Origin of the sequence: Fuerstiella marisgermanici (genome assembly GCF_001983935.1) — a bacterium.
Lineage (GTDB): Bacteria > Planctomycetota > Planctomycetia > Planctomycetales > Planctomycetaceae > Fuerstiella > Fuerstiella marisgermanici.
The window spans coordinates 6,920,327-6,934,951 of the sequence record NZ_CP017641.1 but is presented as its reverse complement, the minus strand read 5'-3'; the positions used below and the strand labels follow the sequence as shown (position 1 = coordinate 6,934,951).

Annotated in this window: 10 protein-coding genes; 9 read left to right on the top strand and 1 reads right to left on the bottom strand. The window is 53.3% G+C overall.

Features of this window, described 5'->3' with window-relative positions; all coding sequences use genetic code 11:
* Positions 1-102: 102 nt before the first annotated feature.
* On the bottom strand, positions 103-1,911 hold the full coding sequence (locus Fuma_RS34420; RefSeq protein WP_083732336.1) for a glycosyltransferase: 1,809 nt from the start codon (positions 1,909-1,911) through the stop codon (positions 103-105).
* 581 nt (positions 1,912-2,492) lie between these two features.
* Here Fuma_RS34420 and Fuma_RS26050 point away from each other — a divergent pair.
* From Fuma_RS26050 to Fuma_RS26010, 9 genes are all read left to right on the top strand, one after another.
* Complete coding sequence (locus tag Fuma_RS26050) at positions 2,493-3,755, top strand: protein kinase domain-containing protein (protein ID WP_158521139.1); 1,263 nt, start codon at positions 2,493-2,495, stop codon at positions 3,753-3,755.
* An 11-nt stretch (positions 3,756-3,766) separates the two neighbouring features.
* Positions 3,767-4,786, top strand: coding sequence for a serine/threonine-protein kinase (locus Fuma_RS26045; protein ID WP_077026704.1), 1,020 nt, complete (start codon positions 3,767-3,769; stop codon positions 4,784-4,786).
* Complete coding sequence (locus Fuma_RS26040) at positions 4,737-5,966, top strand: hypothetical protein (protein WP_077026703.1); 1,230 nt, start codon at positions 4,737-4,739, stop codon at positions 5,964-5,966. The genes Fuma_RS26045 and Fuma_RS26040 overlap by 50 nt, the downstream gene beginning before the upstream one ends.
* A 73-nt stretch (positions 5,967-6,039) precedes the next feature.
* Positions 6,040-7,212, top strand: a complete 1,173-nt coding sequence (locus Fuma_RS26035; protein ID WP_077022421.1) for an ISAs1 family transposase — start codon at positions 6,040-6,042, stop codon at positions 7,210-7,212.
* 103 nt (positions 7,213-7,315) lie between these two features.
* Complete coding sequence (locus tag Fuma_RS26030; RefSeq protein WP_145944385.1) at positions 7,316-8,140, top strand: WD40 repeat domain-containing protein; 825 nt, start codon at positions 7,316-7,318, stop codon at positions 8,138-8,140.
* A gap of 68 nt (positions 8,141-8,208) precedes the next feature.
* The gene (locus Fuma_RS26025; RefSeq protein ID WP_077026701.1) at positions 8,209-9,045 is read left to right on the top strand and encodes an FHA domain-containing protein; all 837 of its coding nucleotides are present in this window, start codon (positions 8,209-8,211) and stop codon (positions 9,043-9,045) included.
* A 2-nt stretch (positions 9,046-9,047) separates the two neighbouring features.
* Complete coding sequence (locus tag Fuma_RS26020) at positions 9,048-10,379, top strand: FHA domain-containing protein (protein WP_077026700.1); 1,332 nt, start codon at positions 9,048-9,050, stop codon at positions 10,377-10,379.
* Entirely contained in the window at positions 10,376-11,521 is a 1,146-nt protein-coding gene (locus Fuma_RS26015) for a hypothetical protein (protein ID WP_077026699.1), read from the top strand. The genes Fuma_RS26020 and Fuma_RS26015 overlap by 4 nt, the downstream gene beginning before the upstream one ends.
* Positions 11,518-14,583 carry a WD40 repeat domain-containing serine/threonine protein kinase gene (locus tag Fuma_RS26010; protein ID WP_077026698.1) on the top strand — a complete coding sequence of 1,022 codons (3,066 nt, stop codon included), beginning with the start codon at positions 11,518-11,520 and terminating at the stop codon, positions 14,581-14,583. Before Fuma_RS26015 ends, Fuma_RS26010 begins: the two co-directional genes overlap by 4 nt.
* Positions 14,584-14,625 lie beyond the last annotated feature (42 nt).

Sequence of the window (14,625 nt, the reverse complement as noted above, 5' to 3'; positions counted from 1 at the left end):
TTGGCCCGTCAGATGTAACTCGTGCTGCAAGACCCGCGCGACACGCACGCATCATTCCAGAACGACCAACGGGAGTGTTTCCGAGCGACAGCTCGAATCAGTTCAAGGGCTCTGCCCTTGTCGATCGCTACTGCCGCAGAACCGCGACATTGCGATTCGTGACAGAAGTCGAAGGTGACTTAAGATGGCTTTGACGGTTTTCATTTTGGAAAGCCCAAACAATCGGACTTCCAGAGTTGCCGGGTATTCGGCAATCACTCGCTTCCTGAGGACCAGTTGAGCAGCCAGTTCGGCAGTGCCCAAAAAACCGTCTTCTTTGAGCGGCAATTCCAGAATGTGAGCACGACGATAGACTCGAAAGCAGCTTGTCCATGTGGCCAGTTCCTGCTTCAGCAACCGCTGATACATCGCCGACAGACCGCGTGACAAAACCAGTCGCCAGCCTGGCACGTTGCGAACGAGTCCGTCTTTGTGGTAGGGCGACGCGGTGACCATCGAAACATCGCCGGTCAGCAGCGGAAGCATGTTGGCCAGTTCGTGCGGGTCATAGCTGCAGTCGCAGTCCATTGAACAAACGACGTCTGTTTCTGCGTGAGCCAGCCCCGTGAGGATGCCGGCCGACACACCGCGATTGACTTCGTGGCGTACGATCTTCACGGCTGGGTTGTCGCCGAACTGCTTGTGCAACGCATCGAACGTGTTGTCCGTGCTGCAGTCGTCAACGAACAGGATGTTTGGCTGGAAGTGTTCCGACAGTTTGCGAGTAACGCTGGCGAGTGTGTTGCTGAGATACTTCAGCGACGTTTCTTCGTTGAAGCACGGAATCACGATTGTGACGGCCGTTTTGTCGGTCGATGTGTGCCGCTGTGAGGTCTCCGAAGTTGCAGACGCTGCCGCTGGACTCGCAGAAAGTTCGGTCGCACTCTCTGCGGCACCCAACGTTCTAGTAACATCGGCTGCGGGATTCGCCAAGAGTTTCAGAGGACTGTTTTCCAGCGTGCCATGATCACGAATCGACGTGAACTGATAGCGGTCCAAATACTGAGGCAGAATGCGGCGATACTTGCCGAGTTTTCGGTAGTGGCGAACCTTGGTGATGCGATCTGCGACGCTTAGACGCGGCTGCTCAGTGTCGAGTTCCCAGACCTGGAAGTACATAACGAATGGGTCAGTGGCTGACTCCATTGCTCGGTCAACCAACCTTCGCATCACGAAGTTTGGCACCTGCCGCTGATAGTTTCCGCCAGCGATCGGCAACCAGCCGCCCGGGGTTTCCATCGTTGACAATGGCACTTCCAACAGCGGACCATTGGCCGTTTGCACCTGCTGAATGCTTCGCCACTTCGGATCGTCGGCGAAGTCGCGTTGTTTGGGCATCAGGCTGGAATCGTAGCGGTAGCCAGCTGCCGCCACTTCGTCCAGTAGCCAAAGTGTCTGCTTACTTAACCAGCCGTCGGATAATCGAAATCCGTCGACGCTTTGCCCTGTTGTGTCCTCCAGCAAAGCCTTCGACTTGACCAGATCTTCACGAATCTGTGCCTTCGACAGTGTCAGCAATGGTTGATGCACGAGCCCTCGACTGGCGACTTCGTGGCCGGCGTCGGCGATCATTCGAACCAGCTTCGGGTCCTTCTCCGCTGTCCAGCCCAACACGAAGAATGTGGCCTTGGTGTTTCGCTGTTCCAGAAGCTCCAGAACCTGTTCGACGTTCTGCTGCAGGCGACTTTCGAAGCGATACCAATTTTCGGTGCTGATGAATTTCTGGAAGACTCCGACCTGGAAGTAGTCTTCCACGTTGACGGTCAACAAATGACGACGCGTGGTTTCGCCCCGAACAGACGAAGCGTCTTCCGGCGAAAAGCGTTCTTGTTGCGTAGCCTGGGTGACCATCGTGGTGTCAAAAAGAAACATTGTCGATTACGAAAGCCGTAACGGTTACGGCCGGTGTTCGAGGCAACGCTAGTTTCCGATTGACAACGCGGGCGTTCATTTTTCAGCATGTGGGCGGCTTCACGCAAAAGGGAGACAGCGACCTTGCCGGTTGTAACGATGGGGCAAAGAGGCAGCGGAATACGCTGGCTTTTACGGTGAATACAGTCTCTGCAATTCGACGCGCAAAGCCCCCACCGTGTGCGAATGAATGGTGCCGACTTGCAACATCGAGTTCTTATTATTCGAAAATTTGTCGTTCCACGGTGGCATTGCCGGCTGACAGCTAAGTCCCACCTCGCCGTGCGCCGAATAACCGTCACAAACCTTTTTAGCACACTGCCCTGCTGCGCCCTGTCGCCATTGGACTCGCCCCAAAATCGGCACCCAACCGGAACGTTCCCAGCAAGTGCCTTCCATTTGGGGCGAAAAATCAGTAAAGAACAGACTTCCGTATCCCGCCCTAGGGCCGACCATGGGGTCACTTGCGGATTCATTCCAACAATGAAGACGCGGCGGACTCGATTAAATTCCGTTCCGCAAGATTGCCGGATCTGCCACCCTTGAAGTCGAAGCCTCCCAACACAGCAGCCGTGACTCTGAAAGTCACAGAAGGCCCGAGTGCGGGAAGGGTCCTTCAGTACACCAACCACCAAACATGTATCCTGGGACGGTCAAAAGAAGCCCAACTTCGGTTGTCGCCCAACCGCCAGTTTTCACGATTTCATTGTCGCCTTGAAATAAGTCCGCCGGAAGTGGCTGTCGTCGATCTGGGCAGCACCAATGGGACGAAGGTGAATGGACAACGAATCGAAACCGCCATGTTGGCGACCGGCGATGAAGTCACCGTCGGAGACACAAAATTCACAGTCACAATTCAACACAGCCCGGAACCAAGTTCCAGCAGCCATGACGCCACCGTGATTGGAGTCGCCATGAAGCGTCACACCGATCACGATTCCTTTGACGAACCCGTTCCGCAAATTCCCGGCTACACAGTCGAACGTCAGATTGGCTTTGGCAGCATGGGCGTTGTGTATGTCGCTCGACGCAACGCCACCAACGAGAAAGTGGCCATCAAAATTGTGCGACCGCTTGTCTGCACTCACAAGAAGGCTATCGAAAAGTTCCGGAGAGAAGCTGCGATCGTTTTAAGGCTGCAACACAAACGAATCGTGAAGTCGCTCGACTTTCGACTGACCGAGGACCTGTTGCCTTATCTGGTGATGGAGTACATCGACGAGGTTGACTTTCGCGAACTGCTGGCAGCTGCCACTTTACCGGATCGTTGTCGCATGGCTGCTGGCATTATGGTGCGAGTTCTGGAGGGACTGCAGTACGCTCATAAGCTGGAAATCGTGCATCGCGACGTCAAGCCAACCAATCTGCTGGTCTACAAAGCGGGCCGCAAGCTGCAGGTGAAGCTGGCCGACTTCGGTTTGGCCAAAAACTTCATTGACGCCGGGTTCAGCGACTGCAGCACCAGCAACGAAATCTGCGGCACACTGGCCTACATGCCGCCGGAACAGATTATCGACTGCCGTCACGCCAAACCGACGTGTGACATCTACGCCGCAGGAGTGTGTCTGTACAACATGATCAGCGGTCGGCTGCCCTTCGAGGCCGACATGGTCGCTCAACAGATTTCCATGATTCTGAATACTGAAGCGATTTCGATCACGCAACATGTGCCAGATATCCCGAAAGGCATCGCGAACATAATTGTCCGAGCAATTGAACGAGAAGTCGCCGATCGATACGCAACAGCCGGTGAAATGAGAGAAGCTCTGCTGCCATTTACGAAACGCACTCGGAGGTCGACTTAGGCATTCTTGATATGACCACCAAATTGAAAATCAATTGTCCGAGTTGCGATCAAAAGCTGCGTGTTTCCGAGGAAAAGCTGACGCTGCAGGTTTGCTGCCCGAAATGTAAGCAACGATTTGTCCCGCAAACGGCAGCGAATACAACTCGGTCCGGTCACGAATTGCAGCAGACAATCATTTCCAACGACCGCGTTTCGGAATTGTTGCCTTCGCCTACAGAGTCGCGGAAGACAATCGGACGGTTCCTAATCAAGGATAAGCTGGGTGAGGGAGCGTTCGGCGCTGTCTATAAGGCTCATGATTTGCAGCTCGAACGCACTGTTGCGATAAAAGTTCCGACATTTGCCCCGGGAGACCTCCGGCGGCGGCGACGGTTCGTGACCGAGGCTAGGAGCGCCGCCAAACTGCATCACCCCAACATTGTAACGGTTTACGAAAATGGCGAGACAGAGGATGGGCAACTCTATATTGCGTCTGAATTCGTGGCCGGAAAAACGTTGAAGGAGGTATTAAAGACTTCAGAATCTGTGTTGACTCAGCGAGTCACCTGGGTCCGGGACCTGGCAGAGGCTCTTCACTATGCACACTCGGAAGGCATCGTACATCGTGACATTAAACCAGAAAACGTGCTTATTGATGATACAGCCACACGAGCCAAAGTTGCTGATTTCGGCCTCGCAAAGGTTCTGGACGAACAAGGCAGCAGTGAGAAAGCAGAGCTGAAGACGCAGGATGGCATTCTGGGAACTCCTGCGTTTATGGCACCTGAACAGGCTCGAGGAAAGCTCAATGAAGTGGGTCCACATAGCGATCAATACAGTCTTGGTGCTGTGCTCTACCAATGCCTGACCGGCCAGCCCCCATTTTTCGGCTCAACATATGTTGTCGTGGCTGCCGTCGCTGGAGATACAGAGCCGATCTCTATTCGAAATATCTCACCGTCAGTTCCGCTGGACTTGGTAGCCATTTGCGAAAATGGCGATGAGCAAATCCGTCAAGTGGCGGTACAAGGCTTGCGAGGAACTTGCTGACGATCTCGATCGCTGGTTATCAGGCGAGCCGGTAACAGCCCGCCCCCTTTCGCCCCCTGCCAGGACAATGATGATGATTCGTCGTCACCCTGTGCCGGCAGCCACGTCCACACTAGCCGCGGCTCTTTTGATCGCCGTCGCCGTTCTAGCCTTCCTCTCGAGGCAGAGAGCGATCGATGATAAGGAACGCTTCGACCATGAGCGGATGGCAGCCATCGAAGCGAAAGACGCCGCAACGGCGGCGAAAAAAAAGGCATTGGACCTTAACCATCAACTTGTTCAAAAAACGGAGGAAGCCAATACTCGTACCAAGCAGGCCCAAGCCGCACAAAAGTCTGCCGAAGAGCTTACTGAGAAACTGCAAAACCAAATTGCTATCGCGAAAAAACTGAAGACAGACCTCACTTTGTCAACAGAGGAAAACTCCCTGGCAACTGCGATCGAAGACACCACCGCTTATGCCAGCAAGTTGGGCCGTGCACGAGAGTCAATCAACTCCGGCCATTTCGAAAAGGCAAGAGAAACGCTGGAGAGTACATCCGAGCGGCAAAGGCACGTTGAATATAAAGTGCTCATGGCAATGGCAAGCTCGGTCGTGCCGCTCTTTGATACCAGTTCACTAAGTTCAGGAAGCAAATCGCAACCTGGAAACTTCGCGTTTTCCAACGATTATTCAAAAGTTGGGTTCATGACATCGGATATGTCACTTCACTATTTGCGCCGCGGAAAGATTATTTCTCTAGCCCTTTCAGACGGCATGGGGTTGAGCTCGGAGGATTATCGCAGCTGTCGAATGGCTTTCTCTCACGACGGCCGGTGGCTGGTCATGCGCGCACGTGAAAACCGTCGTGATGCCATTAAGAAAGCATGGGTTTGCGATACCGACGCTGAAAAACCGGCGATGACAACTATCGACTTCGAAAGTATGAGTAAATCACGACAGGGCAAGGTATGGATTGCACCGGATGAAAGCATCACCGTGGCCTCCGGTGGAAGTCAGCTGCAGATCGCTCCGAAGCTCGCTGATAGAACCAAACAACGGCGCCAAAGTACTTTTCTCTCTTCATCGTATTGGGATGAGTGGGCTGTCAAAGGCGAGATTGCGAAAGACTCACTGACACCGATCCAGTTACGAGAAGGGGTTGTGCCACAGGGCCAGCGCGCACTTTGGGCAATTTAGGCTGGCGCGACAAGTGAGTATTGGTTAGTCTTTTCGTGTCGTAACATCGGACTTCACGAGGAGAGGACAAGAGATGTCGACAGTTGAACTGGCGGTCACCCAGGAGCTGACAGGAAACATTGTTCATTACTTTGATCAATTGAAAGACCCGCGTTCCAACATCAATCGTCTGCATCTGCTTGGTGATGTGATTGTGATCGCCATTTGCGGAGTGCTGGCCAACGCCGACGGCCCCAGTGCGATTGCGGAATGGGCGCGACTGAATGCCGATGGCCTGCAGAAACACCTGGCACTTCCGCATGGCATTCCGAAAAAAGATACGTACCGGCGCGTCCTTTCTCTCCTGAAGCCGAACGACTTTCAAGCGTGCTTCGTGCAATGGATTGAATCGCTGGAAGGACTTTCCGACGAACAGAAAGAAGGCTACAGAAAACAGATTGCGATTGATGGCAAAGCACTCCGTCGATCACATGACAAAAAGAATGGGCTGGGTGCGTTGTTCATCGTGAGTGCGTGGGCTTCTGATCAGGGGATTTCTCTGGGACAGGTGGCGACGGAAGAGAAGTCGAACGAGATCACCGCGATCCCGAAATTACTGAACGAAATCAATATCGATGAGGCGATCATTACGATTGACGCAGCGGGTTGTCAAAAAAACATTGCGCAGCAGATCGTGTCTGGCAATGCAGACTATGTGTTAGCCCTGAAAGGCAACCAACCGAAACTCTATGAGGTCGTGCAGAAGTTTTTTCTCGATCACCTGGAGGATGACTTCGCTCGCTGTCCCGTCAGTCGCTATGAAGAAACAGAGAAGGGACACGGTCGGCAGGAACAGAGAATCTACTATCAGGCGACCGTGCCTGTCGATTTTGACGTGGGCCACAAATGGGCCGGACTCAAGACCATCGGAACGGCGATCCGAATGTACGAGCAGGACGGCATTCATCATTCTGACGTTCGCTACTACATCAGCAGTCTGCGTCGCAAAGGCGAGCTGTTCGCAACAACGGTTCGTGGTCACTGGGCCATAGAAAACACGCTGCACTGGAGTCTCGACATGACCTACCGCGAGGATGAGAGTCGAGTCCGAAACCGAATCTTCGCGAACAATTTGTCATGGCTCAGACGACTCACACTCAGCCTCATCAAGAAACATCCTGGCAAACAAAGCAACGTCATGAAAAGAAGAATGGCCGGATGGAACATTGACTATTTGATGCAAATCCTTACCGGCAAAACAACTTAGTATGCGCTGGCCCTGGGTTGTGCCATCATTTGCTCGCCGCGGATCGTCGTCCATATCGATGATCGGTCACTCGGACGGCACCGTTGTACTAATGGACAGTAAAATGAAAGTTCTGAATTCCTTTCATGACTTCAATGAGCCCGTCACATTTGCTGCATTTGCTGCATTCGGCTTGGATCTATTGGCGGTATCTGCTGGGCGCCAGCTTGTAGTGCGTAACACCAAAGGCGGCGAGTTGACTTTTCAGCACCGGCAAATGGCGAGTTATCTGGCGTATGTACAATTTCTAACTTGCCCGACAGATCGGCGGCGTACTGACGCGGTCCTGGCAGCTACTTCCGACGGGCAACTGCTGCAGATCGATATTGAATCTCAACGATTCAGACGAATGCTGGAACGTGACTTAACATCAACAGATGCGGACGCCGTCGGAAAATCAGGTGTCAGTAACGATAGCCGGATTGGTTTTGATCCAAGCGAAAAACATACATTGGCTGCTGGCGAAAACTACTCCGTAATCCTGAATCATGGACCAGAGGACAACACGCCTGTAAATGCAACGACTTTTCTGGGGCATACGGACGCAATTTACTCAGGAGCGATAAGCCCTGATTTACGTCGTGCCGTCACATCATCGGCAGATCGGACCATTCGAATTTGGGACGTCAGGACAGGGATCGAATTGCTTTCACTGCCAATCGGCTACACGCGTTCAAGGCGACCAGAACCGCAAGGAATGTCAATCAATGAATCAAAGATTGAATTGCTGTTGACTGCGTCCAGGACAAGGACTTTGAGCCGCGAAGAAGTATTGAGACTTCCCGACGCAGCTGAAAACGCTAACTACCGTGTTTCCAGCCATACTGTTGTCCAGTGGGGCGACTTTCGTCAGGGAATTGTACCTAAAGCTCTTACGCACTTTGATTGAAAGCGGTCCCTCAGTCCCCCTTGCTTTTTGGCCGCCAAATGGAATCCACTTTAAACTTTGGGACAATTATGAAACATACTCTTAACGAAGATGAAAATCCCATTCAGCAAACGGTGTCTGAGCCGCTGCAGCAACTCCTAAAACTTCAGGCGAACAATGGGGCCGACGTGCAAGGCATTGACAACCTCTCTCGGCCTGCCGATCAGCCTATGCGTTTTCGTCCATCACGCCGTCCGCCTACGGCTTTACTGACGATCCTCGACGATGGCAGCGATACCGAAGGTCAATTAACTCGGATTCGCACCACTAAGTTCACTCTGGGTCGCGTGGGCTGTGATGTCAACATCCCGTTTGATCCGGACCTTTCGAGTGTGCATGCAACGCTGGAATGTGTCCACAAACGTGGCGAATATCGCTGGTTTCTGGTCGATCAGGCCAGCACAAACGGTACGTTTCTACGAGCCTACAAGGCGAGGCCCAAACATGGCGCCGAACTGATGATCGGCAGCCGACGATACGAATTTCGAACGTCAACGTCCGCCCACAATCCTGTGAAAGCAGATCCGGAGCAGACCATTACTTACATCAAATCTTCTTCGGATGAAGCCCTCTTGGCCATTCCACGCCTCGTTGAAGTGACAGGTACCGATTGCCCGGGGCGGAGTTTCACACTTGATCAAGACATTGTAGAGATCGGGCAGGATGCTGGATGCGACGTGCGGATCGAAAACGATCCGTACGTCTCACCATTGCATGCAAAATTGACAAAGGAACCGCAACAACGCTGGCTGCTTGAAGATCAGAAGAGCGTCAACGGAGTCTGGATTCGTATCAACCGCATTGCTCTGGCTCATCAGGCGGAATTCCAGTTGGGCCAACAGCGTTTCGTATTTGAGGTGCGATAGACATGTCAAACGTTGATTCTAAAGTGATTACGATCGGCAGAGCGTCGGACAACACTGTGATGCTGGAGACTGCGAATGTTTCGGCCCACCACGCACGTCTGACGGTGTCGCCGAACCGCATCATCCTCGAAGATCTCAAGTCCACGAATGGCACCAGCATTCGCACAGTGGAAAACAAGACGATGCGCGCGATCGTGACTCCCGGGGACTCCATTTTTTTCGGCTCAGCGGAATACAGCGTCGCTGAGATCCTGCAATTGGCAGAACAGTCCACGACACCGCCATCTCAAACGCCCGTATCAACTGTCACGCCCGAGGTGACTCATGCTTCGGAGTTTCCAAACGCGACCATTGCGGTTTGTGCGACAGCCATTACCGTCGCAGTGTTATGGCTGGCCTTCCCCAAAGGTGGCGAAGCCCCTGCCGACACGGCTGCAGCGACGACCATCGAATCGAGGGAAACAGCGCCGGAGGCCATTTTGGAAACAGCGGTCGCGGGAATGGACGAATCGAAACAGGAAAGGCCAGAATCCGGTCCAACCAGTGAAGAGAGTCAGACAGTCTCCGGCCCAACCGAATCCAGCCCCTCAGGAAACGGTGAGGACAATACCGCCGCCAGGTTTGACGCCGCAGAAGCCATATTCGTCGTGTTTTGCCGTGAATCCGAAAGCAGAACACCATTTCGCGTTGGGACGGCGTTCGTCATCAATGACGGCCGCGTCGTCACGTCTGCTTCCGTGATATACTCTCTCAGAAAATTGATGAAAAGTTCGTTCACTGACCCAACCTTGTACTCCCCCACTCGAAAGCGTTGGATCGCCATCAGTCAGATGCGCGTGCATCCGAAATTCGAAGAAATCACGACACAAGTTGATGCGCTGCCCGTAACGACTGAGAATCAGAAGACAATGGTCGCACTCTTGAAACTCAGAACAGCATTTGACGTCGGGTATTTTGACATTGATGAAAAGCTTCAGGTTGGTCTGTCGTTGCGGGACGAAAATCTGCGGCCGGGTCAAAAACTGCGGGTCATCGGTTATCCCTTCGACGTCAACGATCCTTTTTTCGATGCGTCGATCCCCATCAAAGTGGAACAACTAACCGTTCGAGCCGATTCGCTGCAGTTTTCAAACGGAGTTGCAGCGGCTTCGCTGTCCGCTCGGGTTGACGATCATCAGACTGACCAAACGAATCTGGCTTTCATCGGCAGTCCGATCCTCGATGCCAGTGATCTGGTGATTGGTCTCTACGTTCGGCCAACGCCCGAAAACCAGAATATCGACGCTTTCGATGGTAGTCTCGTCAGCCAGCTTGCGGAGGAATTTTCAAAATGATGAATCACGCAGCGATACTCACTGTTGCAATTTTCCCGATTGCCATCAGTTCCTCAACAGCCGACGAAGGCACAGGCTATCCCGCCCCGTCAAAAAATGACGCAGGCACAGTAACTTGGGCGGATCATGATCCCGTGGCCGCCGTCGTCGCCCGTGTCCAGGCTCAAGCGGCTTTGATGGAGGCTCAGAGAAACCGGGTGCTCGGCTTTCGCCGGATGGCCAAGATGAACGTGATGGAGCTGGAAATCGAGGAACACGATCTTCGGCAGATCCGAAACCTGCGGCATCTCAGCAGCCGAAGCTGGCGAAACCACCGAACGTGGCAACAATTGCGCGACAATCCCGATATGAGCGAAGGCGCGATTCGTAGTGGACGAGCCTTAAACTTTCTGTTGACTCGACTTGCCGTGACTGCGTTACCGTATCGGTTCGACCCGAACGACACTCGCTACAGCAGCGGTGTACTGTCTGAACTGAAAATCGAACCTCAAGTTTTTGAGCAACTGACGTTGCAGCAAAGAAACGTCGACTTCGCAGCAACTTCGCTGAAAACGGCTGAGATCAACTATTGGCCATATATCCTGCGGTGGGACGAATTTTCACGCTACAAAACTGACTACGAACAGGCACGGCAACGTGTGGTTAAGGAAGCCGAGCAGAACGGACAGGCTTCGGTTGGCAGTGTCATGGCTATGGAACAGTCGCTGCAAAAATTCAGAAAAGCGTTTGCATCCAGCAAAGCTAAGAGCTGGGCGATCAATAACGGCAGGACTCTACAATACATCCAATGCCGAGATTTTTTTCGTGACCTGAACCGTGAAATGAAGCGATTGGAAACAACGGGAGATCTTCGACCTTTCCAGAGTCGCGACAGTTACGCCCCGGAAGAGGATGGCGACCACCTGATCAACTTCCTGAGTTTCATGAATCGAAACGGTCTTCAATTTGGTCGAGCCAAACCGGGTAACGAGGCTGCGCATTACAGCATGTTCACGCTGATGCGAGCTCTGTATCTAACTGTCGAAGACAGCGACGAATCGACACGCGTTCAAAGTATTCGCGACCAAGCAAGAGAGGCAACGGAGCGTGAGTCTAAAACGTCTCCGCAAAAAGAACGGTTGTTGCCTCCGGAAGAACAATGACAACGACTCTAAAAACATCCTGTCCGTCCTGCGGCAAGCGACTCCGGATCAACGAAGCCAATCGCGATAAGACGGTGCGGTGTCCCGCGTGCCGTGAAACCTTCGTTGCGAGCGACGTGTCGGAAGCGTCGCAGATGACGATGGATACCACAGAAGCCGCGGTTTCTGTGGACACCACTCAGCTGGCTAAGAGTCAAACACTGAGTGATCTTGTGAGTCCGGCGGCTCAAAACAGCGAAGAACAAACGCTGCGGAAGCTGGGACGGTTTGAATTGAAATCCGTGCTGGGGGCAGGTGGTTTTGGCAAGGTGTATCGTGCGTACGATCCTCAACTGGAACGCTTCGTGGCGATAAAGGTTCCGACGTTCGGCCCCGGCGACAAGCGACGCAGGCGGCGCTTCGTGACAGAGGCTCGCAGTGCCGCAAAGCTGCATCACCCGAATATCGTGACGGTCTATGAGAACGGCCAGACAAACGATGGTCGACTGTATATTGCCACGGAATTCGTCGCCGGATGTACATTGAAGGAAGTGTTGCTGGAAGAGCAGCCAACGCTGAATCAAAGAGTCGAATGGGTCCGCGATCTCGCATCAGCCCTCCACTACGCGCATTCCGAAGGAATTATTCATCGCGACATCAAGCCGGAAAACATACTGATCGATCGTGCGACCAGTCGAGCCAAGATCGCAGACTTTGGATTGGCCAAAGTGCTTGATGATCAATCGACTGACGCAGAAGGGCCGCAACAGACTCAGGACGGAATCCTGGGAACGCCCGCCTTCATGTCGCCGGAACAGGCTCGCGGCACGCTGTCAGAAGTTGGGCCGCACAGCGACCAATACAGTCTGGGTGCCGTGCTTTACCAATGTCTTACCGGCAAGCCGCCGTTCACAGGTTCCACCTACTTGGTCGTCGCCGCCGTAGCTGGCGATAATGATCCGACGCATGTTCGTCAGATCGATGATTCAGTATCGAGTGACCTTGCGGCGATCTGTGAAAAGGCGATGAATAAAGTCGCAGACTGGCGGTACGCCGACTGTGAGAAGTTCAGCGATGATCTGGATCGATGGTTGGAAGGCGAACCAGTGGTTGCTCGTCCCTTGGCTATTGTGCAGCGAGGTCTACGCATCATCAAACGCAATCCAGTGCCATCGGCTCTCGGAGCCCTTGTCGGACTGCTGCTAATTGCCGTGACTGTCGTTGCTTCGATATCGCGTTCAAGGGCTATCGAAGACCGAGACGCCTTCGACCAGCAACGGCTGGCCGCTGTGGCCGCCGAAAAGGACGCTCAGGTCGCCGAAGAACGGGCCAATCGGCTGAATCGGAACTTGCAAAAAGAAAAGGAACTGGCTGAACTGCAGACGCAGGAAGCGTTGGATGCAAAGAATGAACTGAAGTCGCAACTTGCAGAATCGGAACGGCTGAGGAAGGCCCTTCAGAGTTCTGATTCACGAGTCGTCGCGGAACAGGAACTGCGTACGCTCTCTGAGGCGAAGGAGCGGAGCGGACGATATCAGCGGCAACTTGAGAAAGCACGTGTTCAAATCAAAGGCGGACGATTTGTCGACGCTCAGGCAACGCTGCAGCAGACGCCAGAAGAACAAAGGCACTTCGAATTCAACTACTTGACAGCGCTGGCGTCACCGTTTCTCGGGCCATTTGAGTATCGGACCGACAAGGGTGACGTGATAAGTTCGCTGGCCGTTTCACCGAATCAGTCACAACTTGCGTTCCTTACAAGTTCGGGCCGGCTCGAAGTTCACAGTTCTGCCAGACACGCCGATATCGGCTCTCTGATTCCTAACGAGAGGTGGGACGCCCGTGATAGTCGCGTTGTGTTCTACGGTGAAAAGTGGCTTGTCGTCAGTGTGCAGACCATCAGCGGTCGTATCCAACCGTTTTACTGCAACACGCGACTGTCGCCGCTGACAGTCCGTCCATTGAACGAAAAAGGTACTAATGAAAGCCAAGTCGCCTCAGATCCCTACCCTGTTTTCACTCGCTATTCAGAACGAGATTGGCCGAGTGTGCGCATGGAGGGTGGCAAGCATTCTTATGCTTCGCCCGTTCCGAGTATGGCAAGACTCACATTCCCAAACAGATGGGCAACGACCGGATACTTAGATCTCGATTCAGATGGCCGAATGCTGCAGATTCGACGAGGGACTGAAAGGAAATTGGTCAAACAGATCAGGCAATCGGACAGCCCAACTTTTGCAACCGCATCGCCATCTGGGAGCACTGTGATGTGCGGCCTTGAAAATGGTGACGTCAGTGTCTATTCGTACAAATTGGACAAAGCGAAGCGATTCGCGGTCTATAAAGGGGATGGCCACCCGATCACCGCCGGCGTCTTCGGGGGGAAAGGCACAGTTTTCGATTTCGAGTTGGCTTTTGCGTCTGATTCGCAATTAGTGATCCACTCCAACGCGGCCCGTGACCTGTTTCGCTGCGTAAACCATGGTTGCCGCATCACCAGGCTACAATTTGTGGGCAACCGCCGCAAAGACAAACTTCCCGACTGGCTGTTCGCGGTGACCGACAAGAATGAGGTATTCCAGGTTGATATAAACAACCGCCGTAGCGTGCGTAACTCCTCAGCGTCGGGAACATCAGTTCCTCGGCCGATGGCTTCACCAACTGATTCATCTAAAGACATGGAGCCATTGTGGTACAGTCAGGAACGAGGGAAATGGCTGGTTTTCAGTGACGATGGACATAAGGTAATCATAAATCCCGATGCTGACACTGAATTTCCGATTCCGACGCTCTCTTTGAGCGGGCATGTGAAACCGATTATCGCGGCCAGCCTGAGTCCGGACTATCGGAGAGTGGTCACGTTCAGTGAAGATTTGACTGTACGCATCTGGGACGCCGATAGTGGTGTGGAATTGCTCAGAATTCGTGTTAGTGATGCGATTGCGGAATGCAACGGCAATGGTGGATCATTGATGATAAGTGGGGAGACCCTGACGCTGCGTTTGCCCCAACACAGATGCAAACTCGAATGGGGAGATTTCAGAGATCGCGTGACAGCCGCGCCGCTAATACGCAACGAATGATCATCACACTCCGGAAATCCAGGAGATCGCTCGCCGCGTTAT